The sequence below is a fragment of the Pedobacter sp. genome (assembly GCF_039594775.1).
In the GTDB taxonomy this organism is placed as follows: Bacteria; Bacteroidota; Bacteroidia; order Sphingobacteriales; family Sphingobacteriaceae; genus Pedobacter.
Window position 1 is genome coordinate 784680 of sequence record NZ_JBCNMT010000001.1, and the last position, 25847, is coordinate 810526.

Consider the following 25847-nt stretch of genomic DNA (forward strand, 5'->3'; position numbering starts at 1 on the left):
TTATGAGTTACAATCAACCAGTATATACAGATAACGATCCTCAAAGTGAGTTGGTAACCCTAAATTTAGGGCCTACTCACCCAGCTACACACGGCGTTTTTCAAAACGTGTTGCAAATGGACGGGGAGCGTATAGTAAGTGGAGTTTCTACCATTGGCTATATCCACAGAGCTTTTGAAAAAATCGCGGAACACCGCCCTTTTTATCAAATTACGCCACTAACCGACCGCTTGAACTACTGTTCGTCGCCTATTAACAATATGGGCTGGCACATGACGGTAGAAAAGCTCTTAAATATCCAAATTCCAAAAAGAGTGGATTATTTGAGGGTAATTATCATGGAACTTTCGCGTATTGCCGATCATATCATCTGTAATACCATCATTGCCCAGGATACTGGGGCAACCACCACTTTCCTTTATCTTTTTCAATACAGAGAACATATCTACGAAATTTTTGAGGAAATATGCGGCGCCCGTTTAACCACCAATATTGGACGTATAGGTGGCCTGGAAAGAGATTTTAATGATGTAGCATTTGCGAAAATCAATAAATTCCTAAAAGAGTTTCCGGCAGCATTAAAAGAGTTTGAAAGCTTACTTAATCGTAACCGTATTTTTATTGACCGTACCAAAGGCGTGGCCGAAGTAACCGCGGATACTGCATTAAGCTATAGCTGGACGGGTCCTTTGTTGCGTGCTACAGGTATAGACTACGATGTGCGTGTAAGTGAGCCTTATTCGTCATATCAAGATTTTGATTTTGAAATCCCAGTGGGTACCAGCGGCGATATTTTTGATAGGTATTTGGTACGTAACGAGGAAATGTGGCAAAGCGTACGCATCATTGAGCAGGCTATGGAGAAGTTAAAATCAGAGCCTAAAGGCATTTTTCATGCCGATGTTCCTGATTTTTATTTGCCTGGGAAAGAACAAGTGTACAATAATATGGAAGCATTGATTTATCACTTTAAAATTGTGATGGGAGAAATTGATGCTCCGAAAGCTGAGGTTTACCATGCTGTGGAAGGTGGAAACGGAGAGCTTGGTTTCTATTTGATCAATGATGGTGGTAGAAGCCCTTATCGTTTGCACTTTAGAAGACCAAGTTTTATTAACTACCAAATGTACGCGAAAATGAGTGAAGGCATGTTATTGTCCGATGCTATTATCAACATGAGTAGTATGAACATTATTGCAGGAGAATTAGATGCTTAAAGTAGAAGAAACACAGCCTGTAGAATTTTCATCAGCTTTGCTAGCTAAGTTTGATGAAATAGTGAAGCGTTATCCAGAAGGAAAGCAAAAATCGGCTTTGCTGCCATTATTACATTTGGTGCAAGCCGAGTATGGATGGACAAGTGTTCCTGCAATGGATAAAGTTGCTGAATTCTTGAAAATTCAGCCTATCGAAGTATATGAAGTGGCTAGTTTTTACACCATGTACTTCTTGCAACCAAAAGGAAAATATGTTTTGGAGGTTTGTCGTACTGGGCCTTGTTGCCTAGTTGGCGCCGAAAAAATCATGAATCATATCGAACAAAAGTTAGGGGTTAAAGAAGGGGAAGTTACGGCTGACGGTTTATTCAGCTGGAGAGGCGTTGAATGTTTGGCGGCTTGTGGTTTTGGTCCAGTTTTACAAATTGGTCCAGAATATACTTTCTATGAGAACTTAACCGAGCAATCGGTAGATCAATTAATTGACGATTTACGTAAGAAATAATGGGACGTAAACTATTATTAGAACATATCAATGTGCCTGGCATCAACACGCTAGAGGTTTATCGTCAAAAAGGCGGTTACCGTGCGGTTGAAAAAGCATTAAAGACCCTAACTCCTGATGATGTAGTTGAAGAAGTTAAGAAATCGGGTTTGAGAGGTCGTGGAGGTGCAGGTTTCCCTACGGGAATGAAGTGGAGCTTTTTGGCCAAGCCAGAAGGAGTGCCTCGTTATTTGGTTTGTAATGGTGACGAATCTGAACCAGGTACGTTTAAGGATAGATATTTAATGACACACATTCCTCATGCATTAATTGAAGGAATGATTGTTTCAAGTTATGCTTTGGGCGCAAATACCTCTTATATCTATTTAAGAGGGGAGATGATGCCTCAAATCAGGATATTAGAAAGAGCCATTGAAGAAGCGAAAGCAGCGGGTTGGTTAGGTAGAAATATCTTGGGAACAGGATATGATTTAGAACTTTACGTTCAACCAGGTGGTGGTGCTTATATCTGTGGTGAGGAAACCGCACTTTTAGAGTCTCTAGAAGGAAAAAGAGGTAATCCTCGTATTAAACCACCATTCCCAGCGATTGCAGGTTTGTATGGTTGTCCAACGGTAGTAAACAATGTAGAATCAATAGCAGCTGTAGTCCCAATTGTAAATGATGGTGGCGATGAATACGCCAAAATCGGTATTGGAAGAAGTACAGGCACAAAATTAATTTCAGCTTCTGGAAACTTGGTAAAACCGGGAGTTTATGAAATTGAGTTAGGCATACCAGTAGAAGAATTTATCTATTCAGATGAATATTGCGGTGGTATCGCTAATGGAAAAAGATTGAAAGCAACAGTTGCTGGCGGTTCTTCGGTGCCAATTTTGCCAGCTAACTTGACTTTAAAATACGCCAATGGCGAGCCTCGTTTAATGAGTTACGAGTCATTATCTGAAGGTGGCTTTGCTACTGGAACGATGTTAGGTTCAGGTGGTTTCATCGCTTTTGATGAAGACCAATGTATCGTTCGTAACACTTGGAACTTCTCTCGTTTCTATCACCACGAAAGTTGCGGACAATGTTCTCCTTGTAGAGAGGGAACTGGATGGATGGAGAAAATTTTGCACAAAATTGAGCACGGACATGGTACAATGGAAGATATTGACCTATTATGGGATGTTCAACGTAAAATTGAAGGAAATACCATTTGTCCGTTAGGTGATGCGGCAGCTTGGCCAGTAGCAAGTGCAATCAGACACTTCAGAGATGAGTTTGAATGGCACGTGAAGGAGCCAATGAAGAGCCAAAGCACTAATTATGGTTTAGCGAATTATGCTACTCCAATTGAAAAAGCTCCGGAGGAAGTGAAAAGTCAAAATTAAAGCATTTTGTCATTCCGACGCTAGGAGGAATCTAGTTGAATAGATTCTTCGTTGCACTCAGAATGACAAAGAGAATAAAAAGATTGCTTTCCCGAATAATCGGGATAAACTGTGCCTACTAATAATGGCATGAAGTATAAAAATAGAAATCATCAATTATGAGTGATTTAGTTAAAGTAACCATAGACGGAATAACAGTAGAGGTAGAGCCAGGCACTACTATTTTAAATGCTGCCCGCCAAATTGGTGGAGAAATTGTACCTCCTGCCATGTGCTATTATTCCAAATTGAAGGGAAGTGGAGGTAAATGCCGCACCTGCATTGTGAAGGTGAGCAAAGGTTCTGAAAAGGACCCTCGACCAATGCCTAAATTGGTAGCTTCTTGCCGTACTACCGTAATGGATGGTATGGAAGTGTTGAACATTACTTCTCCCGAAGTTTTGGAAGCCCGAGCAGGTGTAGTGGAAATTTTGCTGATTAACCACCCTTTAGATTGTCCTGTTTGTGACCAAGCTGGTGAATGTGATTTGCAGAATTTGGGCTACGAGCATGGCCTACAAAAAACCAGATACGAGTTTGAGCGTCGTACTTTCGACAGAATAGATATTGGAGATAAAATCCAGTTGCACATGAACCGTTGCATTTTGTGCTACCGCTGTGTGTTTACTGCCGACCAAATTACCGACAAACGCGTTCATGGAATTTTAAATCGTGGCGATCATTCGGAAATCTCTACCTACATTCAAAATGCAGTAGACAATGATTTTTCTGGTAACGTGATTGACGTTTGCCCAGTGGGAGCTTTAACCGATAAAACCTTCCGTTTTAAAAATCGTGTATGGTTTACCAAACCTGTGGATGCCCACAGAAACTGCTCACACGAAAAATGTAATGGTAAAGTAACGCTTTGGTATAAAGGTGATGATGTATTACGTGTTACCGCAAGAAAAGATCAATTTGGAGAAGTAGAGGAGTTTATCTGCAACGAATGTCGTTTTGATAAAAAGAAAACTTCGGATTGGACTTTGGAGCATCCAACGCACATCCCTGATACTTCAGTGATTTCATCAAACCACTACGAGACATTTAAACCGCTTCCGGTAGTTAAAGAAAACTTGGCATTACAAGAAGCAAACAAACGAGAACTAGAAAAAACCTTTAAAATCTAATGGGAATCGATTTCGTTATAGAGAAGTTTATATTGGTTATCGCACTATTTGCAATTAGTTTGTTAATAGCGATGTATTCTACTTACGCAGAACGTAAGGTTGCAGCCTTTTTACAAGACAGACTTGGACCAGATAGAGCTGGACCTTTTGGTATTCTTCAACCTTTGGCTGATGGGGTTAAGATGTTCATGAAAGAAGAAATCATTCCTGCCAATGCCAATAAATGGTTATTCATGATTGGTCCGGGTTTAGCAATGCTATGTGCTTGTATTGGTACAGCGGTTATTCCCTGGGGACAGGATATGGTGATTGGTGATAGATTGGTAAAACTCCAGGTAACTGATATCAATGTAGGCTTATTGTATATCTTCGGTGTTATTTCATTGGGTGTTTATGGAGTGATGATTGGCGGTTGGGCTTCTAACAACAAATATTCTTTGTTGAGTTCAATTCGTGCGGCTTCCCAAAACATCAGTTACGAAATTGCAATGGGACTTTCTATCATTGCTTTGCTTTTGGTGACCAATTCGCTTAGCTTAAGAGAAATTGTGGCTCAGCAGCATGGCTGGCATTGGAATGTGATTTATCAGCCGCTTGGGTTTTTAATATTTATGGTTTGTGCTTTTGCCGAAACTAACCGTGCGCCATTCGATTTGCCAGAGTGTGAAGCCGAATTAAATGGAGGTTATCACATGGAATATTCTTCCATGAAATTAGGATTTTACCTATTTGCAGAGTATATCAATATGTTTGTGTCTTCAACGGTAATGGCGGCATTATACTTCGGAGGTTACAACTATCCAGGGATGGATTACATGGCTACTATTTTGGGGCCAACTTGGGCACCATTGTTTGGAACATTTATATTCTTCCTTAAAATATTTGCATTCATCTTTTTCTTCATGTGGGTACGTTGGACTATTCCTCGTTTCCGTTATGACCAATTGATGCGCTTAGGTTGGAAGGCTTTAATTCCTTTAGCCATTGCAAATATTGTGATTACAGGAATTGTTATTGCTATTGTAAATAAATTTTAACCCCCTTGCCCCTTGAGGGGGATGGGAAATAGAGATAAGTAAATTGATTAAGAAATTAATAGCCCCTTTAGGGGTTTGGGGTCATGGAATCATTAAGCAATAAGAAAAAAGTATTGGTTTCGAAGCCATTGAATTTGGCGGAGAGAATGTACCTTCCAGCTATCGCGAGTGGTTTAAGTACTACTATTGGTCACTTTTTTAAGAAACCAGCTACAGTAAAATATCCAGAACAAGAGCGCGAGTTCTCTATCAACTGGAGAGGGATGCATTCTTTGAAAAGAGATGAGCAAGGTAGAGAGCGTTGCACCGCATGCGGTCTATGTGCTTTATCTTGTCCTGCAGAGGCCATCACCATGATTGCTGCAGAGCGTAAGAATGACGAGAAGCACTTGTATCGTGAGGAAAAATATGCATCGGTTTACGAAATCAACATGTTGCGTTGCATTTTCTGCGGTTTATGCGAAGAAGCTTGTCCTAAGGAGGCAATCTATCTAGATGGACCAATTGTTCCAGCAGATTATTTACGTAAAGACTTTATTTACGGGAAAGATAAATTGGTAGAAGCTCCTTTGGAGGTAAAATAGTTTTAAAAAAGCCGTCATGCTGGATTTATTTCAGCATCAGCTAGAAAAAATCCTGAAACGAGTTCAGGATGACGAAGACACTAACAACTAAATAAAAATTAATGGGTACATCGGTATTCTATTTTGTAGCAACATTAAGCGTAATCTTTGCGCTGATGGTGGTTTTTGCGAAAAACCCCATCCACAGTGTGCTATACTTAATCCTTACGTTCTTTACGTTTACAGTTCACTATGTGCTATTAAATGCACAGTTTTTGGCGGTGGTTAACTTTATTGTTTACATGGGAGCAATCATGGTACTTTTCCTTTTTGTGCTCATGCTTCTCAATCTAAATAAGGATAATGAGCCTAATAAATCGGCGCTTTTAAAAATCGTAGGCATTATTGCTGGCGGATGTTTGGTGGTTACTTTAATCGGTTCTTTAAAATCGGTGGCCATTGCTAATCCTTTGGTGCTTAGAAACCCAAATTTAGGATTGGTAGAAAACCTAGGTAAGGAGTTGTTTGGGCCATTCATGTTGCCATTTGAATTATCGTCATTACTATTATTAAGTGCAATGGTTGGAGCCGTACTTTTAACCAAAAAGGAGGAAAAAGCAAATGGGTAGTTTATTCGAAAATATGCAATCGGTGCCATTGAACCATTACATTTGGTTCTGTGCCATTATCTTCACCATTGGCGTGGTAGGCGTATTGACACGTAGAAATGCCATCGTGATTTTTATGTCGGTAGAGTTGATGTTAAATGCGGTGAATTTGCTTTTGGCTGCATTTTCAGTACATCACAATGATCCTTCGGGTCAGGTATTCGTATTCTTCATTATGGCTTTGGCAGCTGCCGAAGTAGCTGTTGGACTGAGTATCATCGTGATGGTTTATCGCAACACACAATCAATAGATATTAATGTATTAAATCGCCTTAAGTGGTAATTCTAATAAAATAAGATGATTACAAGTTTACTTTGGTTAATACCTGTTCTTCCGCTTTTAGGCTTCGTGATTAACGGCTTAGGTCGTAATACATTGAGCAAAGGTGCTGTGGGCTTCATTGGAAGCGGGGTGGTTTTAGCTTCATTTATTCTTAGCGTTTGTTTCTTCTTTGAGTTAAGCTCAAGTGTAGAAAAACAATTTACCGTTAACTTTTTCGACTGGATCAGCGTTGGCGATTTAAAAATTCCTTTGTCGTTTTTATATGATCCTTTGAGTGCTATTATGCTCCTGATCATTACAGGAATTGGCTTCCTCATCCATATTTACTCTACTGCTTATATGCACGAAGATGCAGGCTTTGGCAAGTTCTTCGCTTATTTGAACCTCTTCATCTTCTTTATGTTGATATTGGTATTAGGTTCAAACTATATCGTGATGTTTATTGGATGGGAAGGTGTAGGATTGTGCTCATACCTATTAATTGGCTTTTGGTTCACTAACAGCAGCTATGCAAGTGCTGCTAAAAAAGCATTTGTAATGAACCGTATTGGTGACTTGGGCTTCCTTTTGGGCGTGTTTTTAATGTTCCAAGTTTTCGGAAGTTTGGAGTTTGCTAAAGTATTCCCTCAGGCAGCTAACATGGTGCCAGGCAATAACACCATGGCTATCATCGGTCTATTATTGTTCATCGGAGCCTGTGGTAAATCGGCGCAATTGCCTTTGTTTACCTGGTTACCTGATGCGATGGCGGGTCCAACGCCAGTTTCGGCATTAATCCACGCAGCGACCATGGTAACTGCGGGTATTTATATGATTGCCCGTTCGAGCGTAGTGTTTGATCTGGCGCCAATTACACAAAATATCATTGCCATTGTTGGTGCCGCTACGGCATTAATCGCAGCATTAATTGCGTTGACCCAAACCGATATCAAAAAAGTATTGGCTTATTCAACGGTATCGCAATTGGGTTACATGTTTTTAGGTTTAGGTGTGGGTGCTTATACTGGTTCATTCTTCCATGTACTTACCCATGCTTTCTTTAAAGCTTTATTATTCTTGGGAGCTGGTGCCGTAATCCATTCTTTACACCACGAGCAAGATATGCGTCATATGGGTGGATTAAAAGCTAAACTGAAAACCACTTTTGCAACCATGATGATTGGTACCATTGCTATTGCAGGTATCCCACCATTTTCTGGTTTCTTCTCTAAAGATGAAATTTTAGCACACGCTTATCAACATAGCCCAGTACTTTGGGGAATAGGTGTATTGACCGCATTTTTAACGGCGTTCTATATGTTCCGTATGATGTTCCTAACTTTCTATGGAAAGTTCAGAGGTTCACATCATGCCGAGGAGCATATCCACGAATCGCCAAAAGCCATGACTATTCCATTGGTAGTATTGGCCATTTTAGCAGCAGTTGGAGGTTTGTTAAACATCCCACATGCCTTTGGTGGTAATGAGTGGTTGGCACATTGGTTAACTGGAGCAAAGGTGACCCAAAATCATTTGGAGTTAAGCCATAGTACAGAGTTTACTTTAATGGGCGTATCGGTATTGGCAGCAGTAGTCGCAATTTTGTTGGCTTACAGCAAATACGTGAAAAAAGGCGAAGTGCCTGTGGCTGATGAAGCACCTAGAACTGCTTTGGAGAAATTGTCTTATCACAAATTCTATTTGGATGAGATTTACGATACCATCATCAGAAAACCCTTGGATGCTTTTTCTACCTTCTTCTATAAAATTATCGACAACAAAGTAATAGATGGTTTGGTAAACGGTCTAGGCTGGACTGCCAACGAAGGAAGTAAAAGTTTGCGCTTATTGCAGTCGGGTAACGTGGGTTACTATATCATGATGATGGTTATTGGTATTGTAGCACTATTACTATACACTTATTTGTCTATCGCTTAAATTGTTCAAACGTTATAAATGGAACTTTTAATACTCATATTTCTACCCTTAGTTGGCGCAATTGCCACCGCTTTATTTGCCAAGCAAAACACAGCTAAGGTAGTAGCATTAGCATTTTCAATTCTCTCATTGGCAGTGGCCATTGGTTTATTGTGCAAGTTTACTCCAGATGCGAGCACACAGTTTACCGTTAACTATCAATGGATTAAACAGCTGGGAATTAACTTTCATGTTGGTATTGACGGTATCAGTATGATTACGGTATTGTTGACCAACGTACTCACGCCATTAATTATTTTAGCTAGCTACAAACACGAATATAAAAATGCCAATGCCTTTTATGCGCTAATTTTATTCATGCAGGCTGGTCTACTTTTAGTATTCACTGCTTTGGATGCATTCTTGTTCTACATAGGATGGGAAGCAGCCCTAATTCCAATTTACTTCATTTGTGCTACTTGGGGTGGTAAAGACCGTATCAAAGTAAACATGAAGTTCTTTGTGTATACCATTGCAGGTTCATTGTTTATGCTTTTGGGAATTATTTACCTGTACCTACAAAATCCAGCACACAATTTCGAATTAGCTGAATTTTATAAATTGGAATTAGATTCTGCACAGCAGGGATGGATTTTCTGGGCTTTCTTTATTGCTTTTGCCATTAAGATGCCAATTTTCCCATTCCACACTTGGCAGCCAGATACTTATACCACCGCCCCAACTCCAGGAACCATGCTACTTTCGGGTATCATGCTTAAAATGGGTATTTATGGTGTCATCAGGTGGCTATTGCCTGTGGTACCTCATGGCGTACAAGATTGGAGCTGTGTGGTAATGCTATTGGCGGTTATTGGTGTAGTTTACGCGGCCATCATTGCCTTTATGCAAAAAGATGCAAAGCGTTTAGTGGCATATTCTTCTATTAGCCACGTTGGCTTAATTGCGGCAGGTATTTTCACCTTAAGTCACCAAGGTTTACAAGGAAGTATGGTTCAAATGTTGAGCCACGGTATCAATGTAATTGGTTTGTTTTTCGTGTTGGATATTATCCAATCACGTTTGGGAACCAACAAAGTTGATGAATTGGGAGGCTTGGCAAAAGTAGCACCTCAATTGGCCATCACTTTCCTCATCATTTTATTGGGAACGGTAGCTTTACCGGGTACCAACGGCTTTATCGGCGAGTTTTTATTGTTGATGAGCGTTTACAACTACAATGCATGGTTGGGAGCGGTAGCTGGCTTAACCATCATTTTTGGAGCAGTATATATGTTCAGAAGCTACCAAAAAATTATGCTGGGCGAAACGAACTCGCTTACAGCAAGTTTTAAAGACATTAACGGAACGGAAAAAGTAGTGTTGTACACCATTTGTGCTTTGATTATCGTGATTGGGGTTTATCCAAAGCCTGTATTGCAAATATCAGATGCTTCGGTACAGCATTTATTGGAACAGATTAATCATAAATTAACAGGGGTTAACTAAGCAAATGAATATTATTATCACCATTGCCGTAACGGCTTTAGTAGTACTTTATGCAGGATTGTTTAAGGCGAAAAAAGCATTGCTGCCTTTAACTTTGCTTGGCCTATTGGTTTCTTTGGGCTTTACCATTTGTTCATGGAACCAACCAACTGTTCATTTTGGGATGATGCAGGTTGACAATTTTGCACTGGCCTTTGCGGGCATTTCCATTATTGGTACTTTTTTGATTTTTCTACTTACGCAACGTTATTTCGCTGAAAATAGTCCTAACGTGGCCGAATACTTTACCCTTATCCTATTTGCGTTATGCGGTATTGTCATCATGGTTTCTTACAAGAACCTCTCGATGTTGTTTATCGGAGTCGAAATCATGTCGGTATGTTTGTATATCCTAGCAGGAATTAGAAAGCTCAATTTTGCTTCTAACGAGGCTTCGTTGAAGTATTTCCTAATGGGAGCATTCTCTACAGGCTTTCTACTATTTGGTATCGCTTTGATTTATGGAGCTACCGGCTCTTTCGATATTGACGTTATTCAAAATGTATTGGTGAATAGTGTGAGCAATGTATCTCCATTATTTTATCCAGGTATTATTTTGATGATGGTTGGACTTTGTTTCAAAGTTGGTGCAGCACCTTTCCACTTCTGGACCCCAGATGTATACGAAGGAGCACCTTCATTGATTACCGCATTCATGTCAACCGTAGTTAAAACTGCTGGTTTTGCGGCTTTCCTAAGATTGTTTGCTGGGGCTTTTGAGCCATTGCACGATTTCTGGATGCCAGCATTAATGGTGATTGTCATTATCACCCTTTGTTTAGGTAACATCACCGCATTGTATCAAAAGAACTTCAAAAGAATGCTAGCTTATTCTAGTATCTCCCATGCAGGTTATTTGTTGTTTTCGTTGGTGGTATTGACCCCTCACTCAGCAAGCAATGTTTTGGTTTATGCAGCGGCTTATACCTTTGCCAGCATTGTAGCTTTTGCGGTGCTTATTAACGTAAAACAAAAAACAGGTAGCGACGACATCGAAAGCTTTAATGGCTTAGCAAAACGCAATCCATTGGCGGCGCTAGCGTTAACTATTGCCATGCTATCGTTGGCAGGTATCCCGTTGACGGCCGGCTTTATTGGTAAGTATGTAATGTTCCTAAATGTATTAGAAAACTATCAGATTATCCTAGTGGTTATAGCGATATTAAACGCTCTAGTTGGTTTCTATTATTATTTCAGAGTAATCATCGCTGTTTACTTTAAAGAAGGCAAAGAAATAGAGTTAGATACACCAATGCAGTACAAAGTAGTTTTAGTCGTTTCTACGATAGTAATCTTACTTTTAGGTGTTTATCCGTCGCTTATTTTAAACCTCATATAGCTAGCGATGTAGAATATTATTTGTAGTTTTACAAATAATTGTAACTATGGAGCAATTTTGGAACCACCTACAGCATCTGATAGATCCTGAAAAACTGCTGCGCGAAGGTGGTTTCTACTTGGTTGTTTTCGTTATTTTTGCTGAGACGGGCCTTTTCTTCGGGTTCTTTTTACCTGGCGATTATCTTCTTTTCCTAGCGGGAATGTTTGTGGCTACCGGTAAATTAGATGTAAATATTTACGTTTTGGTTTTTTCGCTCATTATTGCAGCCATTTCGGGAAATTTTACAGGATATTGGTTTGGCAGAAAAACTGGACCGGTACTTCATACCAGAAAAGACACTTTCTTCTTTAAGAAGAAGTTCCTAAAAACTGCCGAAGAATATTATAGAAAACAAGGGGCTTTTGCTTTGATCATGGGCCGATTTGTTCCCATTGTAAGAACGTTTGCGCCAATTGTAGCTGGCATTATCCGTATGGACTTTAAGAAGTTTGTACTCTACAATGTTTCAGGTGCACTTTTATGGATTTGTTCCTTAACTTTGTTGGGCTATTTTTTGGGCAAAAGTTTTTCCAAACAAGTAGAAGAATATTTAGGTTATATCATATTTGGGTTTATTTTGATAACAACAATTCCCCTAGTGATTACCTTTGTTAAAAATAAAATATCAAAGAATACTAGTAATTTAGAAGACACAGAGATTTAAAGAAAAAGATGATTAAAGACGAAAACCATCCGTGGCACAGCGTATCTCCTGGTGAAAATTTGCCAGAAACAGTAAATGCAATTATCGAGATTCCTAAAGGATCAAAAGCAAAATACGAAATAGATAAAGATTCGAACTTAATAAAGTTAGATAGAGTATTATTCTCTTCAGTAATGTACCCGGCCAATTATGGCTTTATTCCGCAAACTTATTGCGATGATAAAGATCCATTGGACATTTTGGTACTATGCTCGGTAGACGTTTATCCAATGACCATTATCGAAGCTAAAGTAATTGGTGTAATGCACATGATTGATAATGGTGAACAGGATGATAAAATTATTGCGGTAGCTAAGAATGACCCATCAGTAAATCACATCAATGATTTGGGCGAATTACCTCCGCATACCATGAAAGAAATTGTAAAGTTCTTTCAAGATTATAAAGCATTAGAGAACAAACAAGTTACCATTGAACATTTATTAGGTGTAAGATACGCTCATAAAGTCATCAATGAGAGTATTGAGCTCTATAATAATACATTTAGATAATTCTTAATGATTTACTCCGTCTGTACGCCCTTAGTGGCTTTTTTAACAAATATTCCAACATCATTACTGGCAGTGGTAACTCCTGCCGATTCGGATGGTGGGTCAATAGGGTGGCGCCTATTGTTTGCTTTGTTTTTAGTTTTTTTAAATGGTTTTTTTGTGGCCGCCGAATTTGCAATTGTAAAAGTAAGGGCCTCTCAAATTGAAATCAAAGCCAAATCTGGTAGCAGATTGGGCAAAATGGCTAAAAATATTGTTCACAATTTAGACGGATATTTAGCGGCTACACAGCTGGGAATTACCTTGGCCTCTCTGGGCTTGGGTTGGGTAGGTGAAGGCGTAATGCACACCATTTTCCTGAATATGTTTAACAGTTTGGATATTGCTGTTAGCGATGCATTCCTACACTCAGCAGCTACTGTGGTTGCTTTTTCAATCATTACGGTGATGCACATTGTGTTTGGAGAGCTAGCGCCAAAATCGTTGGCTATCCAAAGACCAGTGGCTACCACCTTGTTTGTTTCCGCTCCATTGCAGGGTTTTTACATCCTTTTCAGGCCATTTATTTGGGCATTGAACGGATTAGCAACCATTATCCTAAAACCTTTTGGAATTAATACCTCTGGGGGACATGATTCGATACATAGTAACGAAGAGTTACAATATCTGTTAGACCAGGGAAAAGAGAGTGGTGCGTTAGAAGATAACGAGCATGAGCTGATTAAGAATGTGTTTGATTTTAACGAGCGTGTGGTAAAGAATATCATGGTGCCTCGTACCAAAATATCGGGTATTGAGCTGGAAACTTCAAAGGATGAGGTGGTAGAAAAAATCATTTCAGAAGGCTATTCTCGTATGCCCGTGTATGATGATATTATCGATAAAATTATCGGTATTATCCATGCCAAGGATGTTTTGCCATTATTGGCAAGTAAAAAGGACTGGACGCTTGCCGATATTATCAGAAAGCCTTATTTCGTTCCGGAGACCAAAAAAATCAACGATCTTTTAAGTGAACTACAACAGAAGCGTATCCAAATTGCCATTGTATTGGACGAGTTTGGCGGTACAGCGGGTATGGTAACGCTAGAAGACATCGTAGAAGAAATTGTTGGTGAAATCCAGGATGAGTACGACGAGGAAAAACCGATTGTAGAGAAAATCAGCGATACAGAATTTGTGGTAAACGCCTATGCAACAGTTTATGATGTCAATGAGCATTTGCCACATGATTTACCAGAAGATGAAGACTTTGACACGGTAGGGGGCTTGGTTTCGCATGCTTTCGGTAAAATCCCAGAAGTGGGAGATAGTGAGGAATGTTATGGATACCTGTTTACCATCCTTAAAAAGACAGAACAGAACATTGAAACCGTAAAGCTGGAAATTGTGATCAATAAAAGCGATATGGTAGATCTGCACTAACACTGTTTAACTGTTTAATCGTTGACTGTTTCGCATATTTAGAATCTATGCTTTTAGCTCAATGCATTTTTACTTTTGGCTTTTGACTTTTAACTTTAAAGATGCATTTATTCTACACCCCAGATATCACATCCGATATTTATACCCTAAACGAAGAAGAAAGCAATCATTGTAATAAGGTTTTGCGCCTAAAGCAAGGAGATACCGTTCATTTGATTGATGGTGTTGGTGGATTGTATGTGGCGCAAATTGCCGAAACCACCAAAAAGGCTGTATTGTTAAGCATCATTGACAAGCAACAAGGTTTTGGTAAAAGAAATCACCACTTGCACATAGCCATTGCACCTACCAAGAACATTGATAGGATTGAGTGGTTTTTAGAAAAGGCTACAGAGATCGGGATTGACGAAATCACGCCTATTATTTGCGAACGCTCTGAACGTAAAATTGTAAAAGAGGAGCGCTTAGAAAAAGTAGTTACTTCGGCAGTTAAACAATCGCTTACCGCATATCATCCCAAAATAAATACAGCAATTGGCTTAAAGGATTTCATTAAACAAAGTGATGCCGAGGTTAAAATGATTGCGCATTGTATTGATGAAAGTAGTAAACAGGCCATTTCGCAAATCATCAAACCTCATCAAAAATACCTGATTTTAATTGGTCCTGAAGGGGACTTTACGCCCAAAGAAATTGAGCTTGCTTTGCAAAACGGATATAAACCAGTAACTTTAGGCAACACCCGCTTGCGTACCGAAACTGCTGGTTTGGCCGCTTGCTTTGAAATCAATTTTTTAAATAGGGATTAATGAGCAAAGAACGAGGATTAAAGACTATACAATCTTTTGGGCGAAGAATAAAAGTTCGTCCCTATTCCTTCATCCCTATTCTTTTATCTTTTACCTTTCTACTTTTCACTGCTTCTACTTTTCCACCAACCTATAAAATAGGCAAACTTAAATATGCCGGTGGCGGCGATTGGTATGCCAACAGAACCGCACTTCCCAATCTGATTGCTTTTTGTAATAAAAACATCTCTACTAATTTCGCTCCAGATGAGGGTATTGTGGAAGTTGGTAGTGCCGAATTATTCAATTACCCTTTTGTGTATATGACGGGCCACGGTAACGTTGCTTTTAATTCACAAGAAATTGCCAATTTGAGAAAGTATCTGATAGGGGGTGGCTTTTTGCATATAGATGATAATTATGGTTTGGATAAGTTCATCAGGCCACAAATGAAGAAGGTTTTCCCTGAACTTGATTTTGTTGAGCTACCCGCAAACCACAAAATATATAATCAGAAATTTAAATTCCCAAGCGGCTTGCCGAAAATCCATGAGCATGACAACAAACGCCCACAAGGATTTGCGCTTGTTTATAAAGGTAGGGTAGTTTGCTTTTATACGTATGAGTGCGATTTAGGCAATGGATGGGAGGATTATGGGACTTATCCTTCCGATACTCAAGAAAGTAGAAATAATGCCTTAAAAATGGGCGCAAATTTAATTCAATACGCGTTAACCAACTAACTTATGAATAAAGTAACCGTAAACGACCATTTTCAGTTTGATATGGATTTTGTCCAAGAGGTTTTGCAGGTAAACAATCAACCTATTGATTTCGATTTATTGAAGACAGGACCGCAATCTAGCCATATCATTCACGACAATAAATCTTATACTGTTGAAGTAGTAGATTTTGACAAAGCCGAAAAATTAGCTCATATCAAAGTAAATGGTAATGTTTATCAGGTACAGGTAACCACCCAATTAGATTTGCTTTTGAAACAACTGGGAATGGATAATCTTTCAAGCAACAAGATACTGCAAATTAAAGCCCCAATGCCCGGGTTGGTACTCAATGTATTGGTAAGCGAAGGAACAGAGGTCAAAAAAGGTGATAATCTTTTGGTACTTGAGGCCATGAAAATGGAAAACATGATCAAATCGCCAACTGATGGTATCATTAAAAAAATAGAAGTTAAACAGGGCGACAAGGTCGAGAAGAATGAATTATTGGTGGTTTTTAGTTAATCAATCATTGCATTTGCTTATCCCTATGAAGAGATAGAATACCTTTTTTAAGGATTGATATATAAGTGAAAAGTCCCGTAGGCATGATGCTTACGGGACTTTTTTTATGAAGCGAAACGCTTATTACTTAACCTTAAATGGTTTGGCCGCTTTGTTTTTGAATTGAGGCTTGCCAGCTGATTTTACTTCTGGTGCACCAAGCATGGTCATAGCACAACGGAAACCAATATCTGCAGTGGACTCGTCTTCCTGTAAAAATCTTCTAGCGGCAGGGTTTAACCACATGGCTTGGTCATTCCAAGAACCACCTTTGTAAACTCTTGATTTGTCGTTGTACAAAGTTAGTAATTCGCCATTTGGCAGGTTTTTCTCCGCATCTTTAAAGCCACGTTGATCAGCTTTATAGGTAGAATCTACATATTGAGATTGTAGTTGTGCCCAACTTTGTTTTACACCAGTAACCGCAGGTTTCATCACGGGGCGGCCTTTGCCATCGCTTTTGATAGCGCTGCTTTGTGGGTCTCTCTCCTTGTCGGAATAAACGTTACCTCTAAAAGGGTTTAAGCCTTCTGTAGCTTCAAAAGTGTTAGGACGATAAACATCTTGTACCCATTCGTTCACGTTTCCAGCCATGTTGTAAAGTCCGAAATCATTTGGAGTAAAGCTGTGTACAGATTGAGTGATACTACCTTTATCGTTCAGTGATCCACCAACACCCATGTAATCTCCTTTTCCACGTTTAAAGTTGGCTAGAATCATACCCCTGGTAGATTTTTTAGGAGAAGTAATGCCTAAGCCATTCCATGGATAGATTTTCTTTTCGTTGATGTTAGCGTACTGGGTATTTCCTATTAAGCCCATTGCGGCATATTCCCATTCAGCTTCTGTAGGTAAGCGGTATGGTTGGAAAATTTCTCCATCTTCCAGTCTAACATTTCTTTGAGGAGCCTTGCCTTTACCAGTTGTTTGAGCTCCAGCACTCAAATCAAGAGGAGCTTTTTTACCAATGTCGCCGTTTTGGCCATTTAAATAAAGATCCGTGTTAAAAGGAGTACCTGATCCAGCAGCTGAAGCTGTACCTGTGTTGGCGGTTGCCCCTTTACCAGAAGCTGAGGTTGTGGTGGCATTGGCAGTTGCGCCTTTGCCAGATGCTGGTTTGCCCAAATCTTTAAAAGTGGTCATAAACCCTTTTTCTCTTAAGATTAATTCGTTAACCCTATCTGTACGCCAAACACAATAGTCAGCAGCCTGCTGCCATGTTACCCCTACTACCGGATAATCTCCATAAGCCGGGTGTCTTAAGTAATTGTTGACATAAGGTTCATTGTATGATAACGGTCTTCTCCAGACTAAAGTGTCGGGCAGGGCGGTGTAATAGTATTCCGCAAGTTCTGGTTTGCCCCTAAATGTAGTTCTGATCCAGTGTAAGTACTCCAGCCAATCGGTATTAGAAACTTCGGTTTCATCCATGTAGAATGAACTTACCGTTACTTGGCGTTTGTAGTTATAGGAAGTCATATCCTGGCCAGGAATTTCAATGGCACTGCCCCCCATAATAAACTCACCGCCTTCAATCTCCATTAGGCCTGGTCCTGGTCCTCTTTTATAGTTCTTTTTTACTTCAAAACCGCCGTTTTCACGCTTGTTGTAAGCGTAGCCAGTTTTTTCAGATACTGCAGATCCACTCTTCGATCCGCCGCAGGAACTTAATGCTCCTACACCGAATAATGATACTACTGCGTAAAAGTAAATTCTATTCATATATCGCAAATTGCACTTTAGTTGTTAAAAATACACAAAAAAAGAGCTAGAAATAAAAAATCTTTTTTATTTGCCTTTTTTCTGTCGAAAATATTGTTGCCAAAAATGCAGAAATGCAAATGGAACAATCTCTTTTTTAGCTACTAAACGTTAAAAATCGCGGTATATTGTTAGTATCTTTTTGAGGAAACAAATTAAGGAAAATTTTCCCCAAATTGAGGTGTTTTTAGTTTTTAGTTTAATTCTTCTACTGGTTTTCGGGTACTTTGGGAGCTATTGAAGACCATTAATTGGAAGTGGGCCTTCTATTTTTTTATCTTGTTGATTTGTGAACAATATTACCCGTTACAAAACGTTTAGGAGTAAGAATGCAATTGGCGTAGCGATTAAGCTTTGAAATTAACGAACTCTATACTAAATTGCGCATATTAATATTGTAAAATGAGATTAAACCGCCTAAGTAGCGCCTTATTGCTTTTGTCGTTGTTAATGGGAAAAAATGCGCTTGCTCAGCAATCTACTGGAAGCAGTGTGACCCAAACCAATGGTGTTTATCCCGATGTTCCGTTTTTATTGATTACGCCCGATGCACGCGCAGGTGCTATGGGTGAAGCTGGTGTTGCGGTAATGCCAGATGGTAACTCGATGAGCATTAACCCGGCTAAACTTGCCTTTTTGGAAAAGCCTTATGGTGTGAGTTTATCTTATAGCCCTTGGCTTAAAAACTTGGTCCCCGATATTAACTTGGCTTATTTAAGTGGATACTATCAAGTGGATGAACGCACCGTAGTTGGCGCATCACTAAGATATTTTTCGTTGGGAGAAATTACCTTGGTAGACGAATTTAGGAATAACCAGGGTACTTTTAGTCCTAATGAATTTGCTATTGACGCAACTTATTCTCGTCGCTTTGGTGATAATTTCTCTTTGGGAACCACCGCTCGCTATATTCGCTCAAACCTAACTACTGGGCAAATTGGCGGAAGTCAGCAAAAAGCTGGAAGCGCAGTAGCGGTTGATGTTTCGGCATTCTTCAAAAAGCCTACCGTGCTTTTTGGTAAAGACGCTATTTTGTCTGCAGGTTTAAATCTTTCCAATATTGGTACGAAAATGAGCTTTGCCGAAACGCAAAATAGAAGGTTTTTACCTGCCAATATGAAGTTGGGCGGTGCTTCAACTTTCATTATCGATGATTATAATCAGTTTACGATAGCCCTTGATTTTAATAAATTAATGGTTCCTACCGACCCAATTAGAGATAATGATGGAAATATTATCTCAGGTAAAGATCCATATCGCTCGGTACCTTCCGGAATCATTGGCTCTTTTGCTGATGCACCAGGAGGATTTAAAGAGGAACTTAAGGAAGTGGCTATTTCTACAGGTCTTGAATATACCTATAACCAACAATTTGCGGTGAGGGCCGGGTATTTCTACGAAAACCCTCAAAAAGGCGATAGAAGGTATTTTACCCTAGGCGCTGGTTTGAAATACAATATGTTTAATCTGGATTTCTCATATCTGGTTGCCAATGCACAAAACAGTCCTTTGGCTAATACCTTAAGGTTTAGCTTGTCATGGAATGTCGATAAAGTAGGTAAATAATGCGTATTAAGGTAGGTTTTGGGTTTGATGTCCACCAATTAAAGGACAATCATCCGTTTGTGGTAGGAGGTGTAAACTTAGAGCATCACAGAGGTGCATTTGGGCATTCTGATGCGGACGTATTATTGCATGCGATTTGCGATGCTTTGCTTGGTGCCGCCAACTTGAGAGACATTGGTTTCCATTTTAAAAATACTGATCCTAGGTGGAAAGGAATTAGCAGCCTGATCTTGTTGCAGGAAACTGTGAAGTTGCTAAAAGGAAAAGGCTTCGAGGTGGGGAACATCGACGCGATGTTGTGCTTGGAAGCGCCTAAGATTAATCCGCATATTCCGCAAATGCAGGAGAATATTGCAAATGCAATGGGTATTTCTGTTGACGATATTTCTATTAAGGCAACTACTAACGAACAAATGGGCTTTGTTGGTAGGGAAGAGGGCGTAGTTGCTTATGCCGTTTGTTTGATAGAGAAAGTTTAGGAGTTACAGGTTGTGAGGTGCAAGTTATGAGACTAATTTTATAACACGTTATAGATAAAAAAGAGAAATCTATGATATTAGATTTCTCTTTTTATGCTTTAGTCGAAATGACGATATGGAAGCACTCGGCGAGATCTGAACAAAAATCCGAAGTTTATAATATAAAGGTTCCAAAAGCATACGACTCCTACGGAGTCGCATCTGTGTTAGTCGGTCGTTTTTATAGAGATTGGACCTCTTTGAGGTCTTGAAAAAAGATAAGATAAAGCTCCAAGGTCTTCGCGACCGAGGTATTGGTGTATAGGTTGCGTGCGTCTCAAGCCCATAACACGTAACTCATAACACAACATATCTTCTACTCTTCCAAGTAGCCAAATTTCCCTGTATTGTAATCCTCAATGGCTTGTTGTAATTCTTCTGGTTTGTTCATCAGAAAGGGACCGTATTGAGCAATAGGTTCATTGATTGGGTCTCCTGACAGATACAATATTACAGCATCCTCATTCGCTTCTACTTCAATGGAATTACCTTCATGAGCAAAATGCACCATTTGATTGGTCGTTGCTTTTTCAGTGCCGTTTACGATGATGCTTCCTTCAATAACCAGCAGTGCGGTATTAAAATGCGCAGGTGTTTCTAAAATAGTTTTTGCGCCTGCCTTAAGCCTTAAGTTGTATAGCTCTATTTCAGTAAATGTTGAAGCACTTCCTTTTACACCATTATAATTTCCTGCAATAACTTCAATTTTTCCCTCATGATTAGGAAGTTCAAAGTTGGCCATTTTTGCATGGGTAATGGATTGATATTTGGGCGTAGTCATTTTATATTTTGCTGGCAGATTAACCCATAATTGTACCATTTGAAAAGGTCCACCCTTTTTGCTGTAGCTTTCTTCATGGTATTCCTTATGCAATATGCCACTGGCGGCGGTCATCCATTGTACATCGCCTGGATAAATGACACCGCTATTGCCTGCACTGTCGTGATGTGCTACAGCTCCATGATAGGCGATGGTTACTGTTTCAAATCCACGATGTGGGTGTACACCTACACCTCTTGGGCTATTGCTGGGGGAAAACTCGATCTTTGCATTGTAATCGAGTAGATAGAACGGATCCATTTTAATTTTGTATCCGCCGGGGAAGAAATTGTGCACCCTAAACCCGTCGCCAACCATGTGAGGGGCTAACGGGTTCAGAATAGCAGCAACTTTTTTGAATGTTGTAGGCATGTTTGCCTCCTTTCTATAATTAAGCTTGTTTTACGAACTGTAGCTCGCCTAAGATTTTTACTTCTTCGCTCACCATTACTCCACCGGTTTCTAAGGCCGCGTTCCAGGTAAGACCAAATTCTGTACGGTTAATTTTTCCGCTTAAGGTAAATCCGGCTTTGGTATTTCCCCAAGGATCGGTTGCAATACCGCCAAATTCAGCATTTAATTTTACGGGTTTGGTTACATCTTTAATGGTTAAATCGCCTTTTACAATGTAATCGTCACCGTCTTTTTCAACGCTGTTAGAGGTAAAGCTGATGGATGGATATTTTTCTGCTTCAAAGAAATCACCACTTTTTAAATGGTTATCTCTATCAGTATTGCCAGTATCTATAGAGCTGATGTCGCCAGAGAAAGAGATTGTAGCATTGGTAAAATCATCGCCTTCGGCATTTAATTCTGCACTGAAAGATTTGATGCTTCCGGTTACAGTAGTGATCATCAAGTGTTTTACTTTGAACTGTAATTCGCTGTGGGTTGGGTCTAAAGCCCATTTTGTTGTTGCCATAATATTTTAATTTTTAGATTGTTAAATTTTATGCAACAAATTTACGGCGACAATATTAGCTGGACATTGATGTATGTTAAGTAATGAATTTAGTTCATTAGCTCAATAGTTTATTGGTTTACAAGTAAAAACGATTAACCAATAATCGATTCGACAATTAACCAATTTTATTTGAAGTGTTTTTTAGCGAGGTCTTTGCGCACGCGGCTCAACGACTCAGGAGTGATGCCCAAATAGGAGGCAATCATCCATTGGGGAACTCTTAACGTTAAGTTAGGGTAAAGCTTAATGAAATCGAGATAGCGTTCTTCGGCGGTGGCGCTTAGCAACATATTGATGCGCTTTTGCATGAACCTGATAGAGTTGTGTAGCATCAGGATATTTAGCTCTAAGATATGGGGAAGCAGTTTTTGAATATCAACGAAGAAATGACTAGGTACGATGAGTGCTTCGGTATTTTCTATCGCATCAATATAAAAAACAGAAGCTTCGTTAAACACTGAACTGTTACGGTCTGAAATCATCCAGTTCTCCGGGGCAAATTGTATAATATGTTCCTTACCTTTTTCATCAATAGAGAAATAGCGTAGAAGGCCTTCATTAATGAAATAGTTGTCTGATCTTAAGTCGCCAGGACTTAATAATACAGCACCCTTTTTAATGGTTTTACTTTTGAGGCAACTCGTTGCTTCCTTCGCTTGCTCATCGGTAATGGCAAGACGCTCTTTTAGATAGGACTGGAACTTTTCTAACATCTACTTGGTGTTGGTGTCAGGAATTTTGCTGAAATCGGCCCCACATTTGCCACAGCCTGTTGCGCACGAACCATTTTTAGGAGCAATGCTACGGTAAATTACCCTGCCTACATAAAATATGGCGGCAACAAAAAGGGCAATCATTAAGATAAACTGAATATCCATGTTTACAAAGTTAGGATTATTTGCTAGCCACAGTTCAGCCGAATGTAAAATTTGGTTTTGGGTAAATTAGCCCAAAACCAAATCCAGGTATTAAGCGTGTTGCTTTTCATGTACGCCCTCTGCAAATTCCTCTACCATTTTATCGTTAAAGGCGGGAAGGTCTTGAGGGCTACGGCTAGTAACCAAACCCTGATCAACCACTACTTCTTCGTCAACCCAATTGGCTCCGGCATTTACCAAATCTTTTTTGATGGCTTTGTAGGAGGTCATTTTTCTGCCTTCTACTACTTCTGCGTTAATGAGTGTTTGTGGGCCATGGCATATCGCAGCAACGGGTTTCCCCTTCTTGAAAAAATCTTTCACAAAGGCTACGGCATTGTCATTGGTTCTTAGCGCATCTGGGTTAATGACCCCGCCGGGTAGCATTAGCCCATCAAAGTCGTTTACATTTACCTCTTCAACAACATTGTCCACTTCGATTTTCCTGCTCCATTGATGGTCTTTCATGCCCTGTATAGAACCTTTTTTGCTGGAAATGATACGCACGTTGGCTCCTTCTTCTTTTAGCCTATTTAGCGGTTCAAATAACTCGGATTCTTCGAAACCACTTTCTGACAGGATGGCGATGTTTTTATTGCTCAACTTTCCCATTTTCTTTATTTTTTTAATAAAACAATCTTATTTAATACAAGAAATTTGTAGGGATTGTTTAGATAAAAACCAAATCAGTATGAAATGTATGGAAATTGCGCTTAAGCCAAATTTCTTCCTAAACTATTGATTTTGTGGAGCCATTTTTCTCTTTGTTTTTTATCAGAAGTTTTGATGATTCCTAGGTACGTGGTTTTTACGGGACTTATTCCGCAAAATTGTAACGTAGACTTTTTCAGTTGATTCACGCTCGGTTTACCAAAAAATAACCAATAATACCAGCCCGGTTGGTCTAAGGTGGTGATAATCCTTGCTGTTTTGCCTTTCAGTAATTTGTCCCAAAAAACGGAATTTTCGCGATAGCTAAATGCCATGCCAGGCAGAAACAGCCTGTCGATAAAACCTTTAGTAATGGCAGGTAAACCACCCCACCAAACGGGATGAACCCAAACTAGGTGATCGGCCCATTTGATATCCTTCCAAGCTTGTAATAAATCAGGTTCCAGTTCCATACGTTTTTGGTAGCCAAATTTTAAGTTGGGGTCAAACACTAAATCGGCAATGGTAATTTTCCGTACTTCGGCACCACTTAGTTTTGCTCCTTCTTGATAGGCTGCCGCGATTCCAAAATTGAATGAGTTTGGATTGGGGTGGCCATTGATGATGACGATTTTCTTGCTCATAAATATCTTCTTGAAGCAAAGATAGATGGAGAGTATGATTGAATTTTAGGACAAATGTCTAAAAAGAAACCTCGCTTCTGATACGGCTCAAATGACGTTGGGTAATACCTAAGAAAGAGGCGAGGTGTTGTAGCGGTAACTTTTGAATGTACGTGGGTTGATTTTCCATTAAAGATTTGTAGCGCTTTGATGCACTATCTCTTTGAAGTTGAAATATCCGATTTTCAAGTTCCAGATATTGTTGTTCCGCCACGATTTTCAAAAAAGTAGTCCATTTGAGGTTATGGCTACTAAGTTTTTGTATCACCTCTTTTTTTATGACGAGTATTTGGGCTTTGGTAATCGCTTGAATATTTTCTACGCTTGGATTCCCCGTAATAAAAGAAGAATAGGCCGCAATGAACTCATTAGGGAACCTAAAACAATAGGTAATATCTTTTCCTTCTTCAGAAATATAAAAGGAGCGAAATAGGCCATCAATCACAAAGGCTACTTCGTTACTGATTTTACCTTCGTTAATAAAAATATCATTCTTGTTTAAATACCTGACTTCAAATAATTGAATGAGCCGATTGATTTCTTCATTTGAAAAGAGATCAAAACTCTGTAGGTATTGCTCAATCATTCGTCCGTTTATGCTTTAAAAAATAGAAGGCCAAGTTGAAGGCAATCACGATATGGTTAATGATGTTTGAAACTAAACCATAGTAGTGACTAAGAATTTGGAAGCGCTCTTTTAAGCTTTCACGATGTTTTTTCTTGCTCATGCCACCCACTAAGTACTTAGCTACATATAAATGTGTGTTGACGATACTGGAAGCCTTTTTGGCAATTTTAATGATCCAGTCAATATCTGAACTGTACCTGTACTGTAAGTTGTAGGGTTCTGTTAAACTGCGCTTGATGTAAATGGCCTGATGGCTGATGCTCATGCCGTATTTGAAGCTTTCCCAAGTGAAATGTTCGGGTGCCTGGTGTCTGCGTCTGCCCAAGTTTTGCCAATTTTCGTCGTACATTTCTGTCTCGCCGTAATAAATATCAGCGTTGGGAGCAGTAGCAAAAATCTTTTCAACGGTTTCGAGCTCATATATTTCATCGCCTGAGTTCATGAACAACACGTAGTCGCCAGTCGCTAGTTCCAAACCTTTGTTCATCGCATCGTAAATGCCGTTGTCTTTTTCCGAAATCAGTTTTGCGATACGGTTTTCATATTTCTTGATGACTTCTAAGGTGCCATCATTGGAGGCTCCATCCACTACCACGTATTCAATGTTGGGATAACTTTGGTTGAGTACTGAAAGCATGGTGCGTTCAATATCCTTTACATTATTATAAACGATGGTAATGACAGACAGTTTGGGATGCATGGTACAAGTTTAAGGATTTAGTCCGTCATTTTGGGTGCGGATAGAGAATCTAATGATTTTTAGTTAGAGGTTGTTTCTTTGAAAAGTTAGGGCAGGTTGCACTTGGCAGTACCAATAATATTTACGTCATTTCGACTATAGGAGAAATCTAAAAACAATGTTTTTGAACTGGGGCTTGTTCAAGTTGCTAGATTTCTCCTCATTCTTCATCGAAATGACGTAGGAGGGCAGGGCAGTGAGATTTCTCTTCGTTGCACTCATCAAGATGACGACTAGCTATAATCCGTT

28 protein-coding genes are annotated in these 25847 nt (G+C 39.5%); 19 read left to right on the top strand and 9 right to left on the bottom strand.

Annotated features, from left to right (window positions below; all coding sequences use genetic code 11):
- Positions 1 to 2 precede the first annotated feature (2 nt).
- The 17 genes from ABDV71_RS03400 (at position 3) to ABDV71_RS03480 (ending at position 16312) form a co-directional block, all read left to right on the top strand.
- Positions 3 to 1217 (top strand): NADH-quinone oxidoreductase subunit D, encoded by a 1215-nt coding sequence (locus ABDV71_RS03400; RefSeq protein WP_343531016.1) that lies wholly within the window; start codon positions 3 to 5, stop codon positions 1215 to 1217.
- Entirely contained in the window at positions 1210 to 1722 is a 513-nt protein-coding gene (locus ABDV71_RS03405; protein WP_343531017.1) for an NAD(P)H-dependent oxidoreductase subunit E, read from the top strand. The genes ABDV71_RS03400 and ABDV71_RS03405 overlap by 8 nt, the downstream gene beginning before the upstream one ends.
- A complete protein-coding gene (gene nuoF, locus ABDV71_RS03410) occupies positions 1722 to 3095 on the top strand; it encodes an NADH-quinone oxidoreductase subunit NuoF (protein ID WP_343531018.1) in 1374 nt (457 codons plus the stop codon). Before ABDV71_RS03405 ends, nuoF begins: the two co-directional genes overlap by 1 nt.
- Positions 3096 to 3253: 158 nt before the next feature.
- Positions 3254 to 4264: a 2Fe-2S iron-sulfur cluster-binding protein gene (locus tag ABDV71_RS03415; RefSeq protein WP_343531019.1), complete on the top strand. Its 1011-nt coding sequence runs from the start codon at positions 3254 to 3256 to the stop codon at positions 4262 to 4264.
- Entirely contained in the window at positions 4264 to 5301 is a 1038-nt protein-coding gene (gene nuoH / locus ABDV71_RS03420; RefSeq protein ID WP_343531021.1) for an NADH-quinone oxidoreductase subunit NuoH, read from the top strand. Before ABDV71_RS03415 ends, nuoH begins: the two co-directional genes overlap by 1 nt.
- 83 nt (positions 5302 to 5384) lie before the next feature.
- The gene (locus tag ABDV71_RS03425; protein ID WP_343531022.1) at positions 5385 to 5885 is read left to right on the top strand and encodes an NADH-quinone oxidoreductase subunit I; all 501 of its coding nucleotides are present in this window, start codon (positions 5385 to 5387) and stop codon (positions 5883 to 5885) included.
- Positions 5886 to 5986: 101 nt separating this feature from the next.
- Positions 5987 to 6493, top strand: a complete 507-nt coding sequence (locus ABDV71_RS03430) for an NADH-quinone oxidoreductase subunit J (RefSeq protein WP_343531023.1) — start codon at positions 5987 to 5989, stop codon at positions 6491 to 6493.
- On the top strand, positions 6486 to 6815 hold the full coding sequence (gene nuoK, locus ABDV71_RS03435; RefSeq protein ID WP_113638474.1) for an NADH-quinone oxidoreductase subunit NuoK: 330 nt from the start codon (positions 6486 to 6488) through the stop codon (positions 6813 to 6815). Before ABDV71_RS03430 ends, nuoK begins: the two co-directional genes overlap by 8 nt.
- Positions 6816 to 6833: 18 nt before the next feature.
- Complete coding sequence (gene nuoL, locus ABDV71_RS03440) at positions 6834 to 8732, top strand: NADH-quinone oxidoreductase subunit L (protein WP_343531558.1); 1899 nt, start codon at positions 6834 to 6836, stop codon at positions 8730 to 8732.
- 18 nt (positions 8733 to 8750) lie between these two features.
- A complete protein-coding gene (locus ABDV71_RS03445; RefSeq protein WP_343531024.1) occupies positions 8751 to 10217 on the top strand; it encodes an NADH-quinone oxidoreductase subunit M in 1467 nt (488 codons plus the stop codon).
- Between the two features lie 4 nt (positions 10218 to 10221).
- Complete coding sequence (locus ABDV71_RS03450) at positions 10222 to 11595, top strand: NADH-quinone oxidoreductase subunit N (protein WP_343531025.1); 1374 nt, start codon at positions 10222 to 10224, stop codon at positions 11593 to 11595.
- 46 nt (positions 11596 to 11641) lie between these two features.
- Positions 11642 to 12301, top strand: coding sequence for a VTT domain-containing protein (locus tag ABDV71_RS03455; RefSeq protein WP_343531026.1), 660 nt, complete (start codon positions 11642 to 11644; stop codon positions 12299 to 12301).
- An 8-nt stretch (positions 12302 to 12309) separates the two neighbouring features.
- Positions 12310 to 12852: an inorganic diphosphatase gene (locus ABDV71_RS03460; RefSeq protein WP_343531027.1), complete on the top strand. Its 543-nt coding sequence runs from the start codon at positions 12310 to 12312 to the stop codon at positions 12850 to 12852.
- A gap of 105 nt (positions 12853 to 12957) precedes the next feature.
- Complete coding sequence (locus tag ABDV71_RS03465; protein ID WP_343531560.1) at positions 12958 to 14277, top strand: hemolysin family protein; 1320 nt, start codon at positions 12958 to 12960, stop codon at positions 14275 to 14277.
- A gap of 101 nt (positions 14278 to 14378) precedes the next feature.
- Complete coding sequence (locus ABDV71_RS03470; RefSeq protein ID WP_343531028.1) at positions 14379 to 15086, top strand: 16S rRNA (uracil(1498)-N(3))-methyltransferase; 708 nt, start codon at positions 14379 to 14381, stop codon at positions 15084 to 15086.
- Positions 15086 to 15808 (top strand): DUF4159 domain-containing protein, encoded by a 723-nt coding sequence (locus ABDV71_RS03475; RefSeq protein WP_343531029.1) that lies wholly within the window; start codon positions 15086 to 15088, stop codon positions 15806 to 15808. The genes ABDV71_RS03470 and ABDV71_RS03475 overlap by 1 nt, the downstream gene beginning before the upstream one ends.
- 3 nt (positions 15809 to 15811) lie before the next feature.
- Entirely contained in the window at positions 15812 to 16312 is a 501-nt protein-coding gene (locus ABDV71_RS03480) for an acetyl-CoA carboxylase biotin carboxyl carrier protein subunit (protein ID WP_343531030.1), read from the top strand.
- A 123-nt stretch (positions 16313 to 16435) separates the two neighbouring features.
- Here ABDV71_RS03480 and ABDV71_RS03485 read toward each other — a convergent pair whose 3' ends face one another.
- Complete coding sequence (locus ABDV71_RS03485) at positions 16436 to 18073, bottom strand: SUMF1/EgtB/PvdO family nonheme iron enzyme (RefSeq protein ID WP_343531031.1); 1638 nt, start codon at positions 18071 to 18073, stop codon at positions 16436 to 16438.
- Between the two features lie 441 nt (positions 18074 to 18514).
- Here ABDV71_RS03485 and porV point away from each other — a divergent pair, with 441 nt between their 5' ends.
- Positions 18515 to 19678: a type IX secretion system outer membrane channel protein PorV gene (gene porV / locus ABDV71_RS03490; protein WP_343531032.1), complete on the top strand. Its 1164-nt coding sequence runs from the start codon at positions 18515 to 18517 to the stop codon at positions 19676 to 19678.
- Positions 19678 to 20157, top strand: coding sequence for a 2-C-methyl-D-erythritol 2,4-cyclodiphosphate synthase (gene ispF / locus ABDV71_RS03495; protein WP_343531033.1), 480 nt, complete (start codon positions 19678 to 19680; stop codon positions 20155 to 20157). The genes porV and ispF overlap by 1 nt, the downstream gene beginning before the upstream one ends.
- Positions 20158 to 20512: 355 nt before the next feature.
- Here the strand turns inward: ispF and ABDV71_RS03500 are convergent, their stop codons facing one another.
- The 8 genes from ABDV71_RS03500 to ABDV71_RS03535 form a co-directional block, all read right to left on the bottom strand.
- Positions 20513 to 21388 (bottom strand): pirin family protein, encoded by an 876-nt coding sequence (locus ABDV71_RS03500; RefSeq protein ID WP_343531034.1) that lies wholly within the window; start codon positions 21386 to 21388, stop codon positions 20513 to 20515.
- Between the two features lie 19 nt (positions 21389 to 21407).
- On the bottom strand, positions 21408 to 21938 hold the full coding sequence (locus ABDV71_RS03505) for a YceI family protein (protein ID WP_343531035.1): 531 nt from the start codon (positions 21936 to 21938) through the stop codon (positions 21408 to 21410).
- 167 nt (positions 21939 to 22105) lie between these two features.
- Positions 22106 to 22693, bottom strand: coding sequence for a Crp/Fnr family transcriptional regulator (locus ABDV71_RS03510; RefSeq protein ID WP_343531036.1), 588 nt, complete (start codon positions 22691 to 22693; stop codon positions 22106 to 22108).
- Positions 22694 to 22858, bottom strand: coding sequence for a FeoB-associated Cys-rich membrane protein (locus tag ABDV71_RS03515; protein ID WP_343531037.1), 165 nt, complete (start codon positions 22856 to 22858; stop codon positions 22694 to 22696).
- A 90-nt stretch (positions 22859 to 22948) separates the two neighbouring features.
- Positions 22949 to 23509, bottom strand: a complete 561-nt coding sequence (locus ABDV71_RS03520; RefSeq protein WP_343531038.1) for a type 1 glutamine amidotransferase domain-containing protein — start codon at positions 23507 to 23509, stop codon at positions 22949 to 22951.
- Positions 23510 to 23610: 101 nt separating this feature from the next.
- Positions 23611 to 24192 carry an NAD(P)H-dependent oxidoreductase gene (locus tag ABDV71_RS03525; protein WP_343531039.1) on the bottom strand — a complete coding sequence of 194 codons (582 nt, stop codon included), beginning with the start codon at positions 24190 to 24192 and terminating at the stop codon, positions 23611 to 23613.
- Between the two features lie 58 nt (positions 24193 to 24250).
- Positions 24251 to 24817, bottom strand: a complete 567-nt coding sequence (locus tag ABDV71_RS03530; protein ID WP_343531040.1) for a Crp/Fnr family transcriptional regulator — start codon at positions 24815 to 24817, stop codon at positions 24251 to 24253.
- Complete coding sequence (locus ABDV71_RS03535) at positions 24810 to 25559, bottom strand: glycosyltransferase family 2 protein (protein ID WP_343531041.1); 750 nt, start codon at positions 25557 to 25559, stop codon at positions 24810 to 24812. Before ABDV71_RS03535 ends, ABDV71_RS03530 begins: the two co-directional genes overlap by 8 nt.
- Positions 25560 to 25847 lie beyond the last annotated feature (288 nt).

Excerpts from the sequence above, each read along its gene's own strand:
- ABDV71_RS03510 (WP_343531036.1), bottom strand. The coding sequence starts at position 22,693 with ATGTTAGAAAAGTTCCAGTCCTATCTAAAAGAGCGTCTTGCCATTACC.
- ABDV71_RS03485 (WP_343531031.1), bottom strand. The coding sequence starts at position 18,073 with ATGAATAGAATTTACTTTTACGCAGTAGTATCATTATTCGGTGTAGGA.
- nuoH (WP_343531021.1), top strand. The coding sequence starts at position 4,264 with ATGGGAATCGATTTCGTTATAGAGAAGTTTATATTGGTTATCGCACTA.
- ABDV71_RS03400 (WP_343531016.1), top strand. The coding sequence starts at position 3 with ATGAGTTACAATCAACCAGTATATACAGATAACGATCCTCAAAGTGAG.
- ispF (WP_343531033.1), top strand. The coding sequence starts at position 19,678 with ATGCGTATTAAGGTAGGTTTTGGGTTTGATGTCCACCAATTAAAGGAC.
- ABDV71_RS03415 (WP_343531019.1), top strand. The coding sequence starts at position 3,254 with ATGAGTGATTTAGTTAAAGTAACCATAGACGGAATAACAGTAGAGGTA.
- ABDV71_RS03480 (WP_343531030.1), top strand. The coding sequence starts at position 15,812 with ATGAATAAAGTAACCGTAAACGACCATTTTCAGTTTGATATGGATTTT.
- ABDV71_RS03405 (WP_343531017.1), top strand. The coding sequence starts at position 1,210 with ATGCTTAAAGTAGAAGAAACACAGCCTGTAGAATTTTCATCAGCTTTG.
- ABDV71_RS03450 (WP_343531025.1), top strand. The coding sequence starts at position 10,222 with ATGAATATTATTATCACCATTGCCGTAACGGCTTTAGTAGTACTTTAT.
- nuoK (WP_113638474.1), top strand. The coding sequence starts at position 6,486 with ATGGGTAGTTTATTCGAAAATATGCAATCGGTGCCATTGAACCATTAC.
- ABDV71_RS03515 (WP_343531037.1), bottom strand. The coding sequence starts at position 22,858 with ATGGATATTCAGTTTATCTTAATGATTGCCCTTTTTGTTGCCGCCATA.
- ABDV71_RS03505 (WP_343531035.1), bottom strand. The coding sequence starts at position 21,938 with ATGGCAACAACAAAATGGGCTTTAGACCCAACCCACAGCGAATTACAG.
- ABDV71_RS03430 (WP_343531023.1), top strand. The coding sequence starts at position 5,987 with ATGGGTACATCGGTATTCTATTTTGTAGCAACATTAAGCGTAATCTTT.
- ABDV71_RS03445 (WP_343531024.1), top strand. The coding sequence starts at position 8,751 with ATGGAACTTTTAATACTCATATTTCTACCCTTAGTTGGCGCAATTGCC.
- ABDV71_RS03530 (WP_343531040.1), bottom strand. The coding sequence starts at position 24,817 with ATGATTGAGCAATACCTACAGAGTTTTGATCTCTTTTCAAATGAAGAA.
- ABDV71_RS03425 (WP_343531022.1), top strand. The coding sequence starts at position 5,385 with ATGGAATCATTAAGCAATAAGAAAAAAGTATTGGTTTCGAAGCCATTG.
- ABDV71_RS03475 (WP_343531029.1), top strand. The coding sequence starts at position 15,086 with ATGAGCAAAGAACGAGGATTAAAGACTATACAATCTTTTGGGCGAAGA.
- ABDV71_RS03455 (WP_343531026.1), top strand. The coding sequence starts at position 11,642 with ATGGAGCAATTTTGGAACCACCTACAGCATCTGATAGATCCTGAAAAA.
- ABDV71_RS03535 (WP_343531041.1), bottom strand. The coding sequence starts at position 25,559 with ATGCATCCCAAACTGTCTGTCATTACCATCGTTTATAATAATGTAAAG.
- porV (WP_343531032.1), top strand. The coding sequence starts at position 18,515 with ATGAGATTAAACCGCCTAAGTAGCGCCTTATTGCTTTTGTCGTTGTTA.
- ABDV71_RS03470 (WP_343531028.1), top strand. The coding sequence starts at position 14,379 with ATGCATTTATTCTACACCCCAGATATCACATCCGATATTTATACCCTA.
- ABDV71_RS03500 (WP_343531034.1), bottom strand. The coding sequence starts at position 21,388 with ATGCCTACAACATTCAAAAAAGTTGCTGCTATTCTGAACCCGTTAGCC.
- ABDV71_RS03460 (WP_343531027.1), top strand. The coding sequence starts at position 12,310 with ATGATTAAAGACGAAAACCATCCGTGGCACAGCGTATCTCCTGGTGAA.
- nuoF (WP_343531018.1), top strand. The coding sequence starts at position 1,722 with ATGGGACGTAAACTATTATTAGAACATATCAATGTGCCTGGCATCAAC.
- ABDV71_RS03520 (WP_343531038.1), bottom strand. The coding sequence starts at position 23,509 with ATGGGAAAGTTGAGCAATAAAAACATCGCCATCCTGTCAGAAAGTGGT.
- ABDV71_RS03525 (WP_343531039.1), bottom strand. The coding sequence starts at position 24,192 with ATGAGCAAGAAAATCGTCATCATCAATGGCCACCCCAATCCAAACTCA.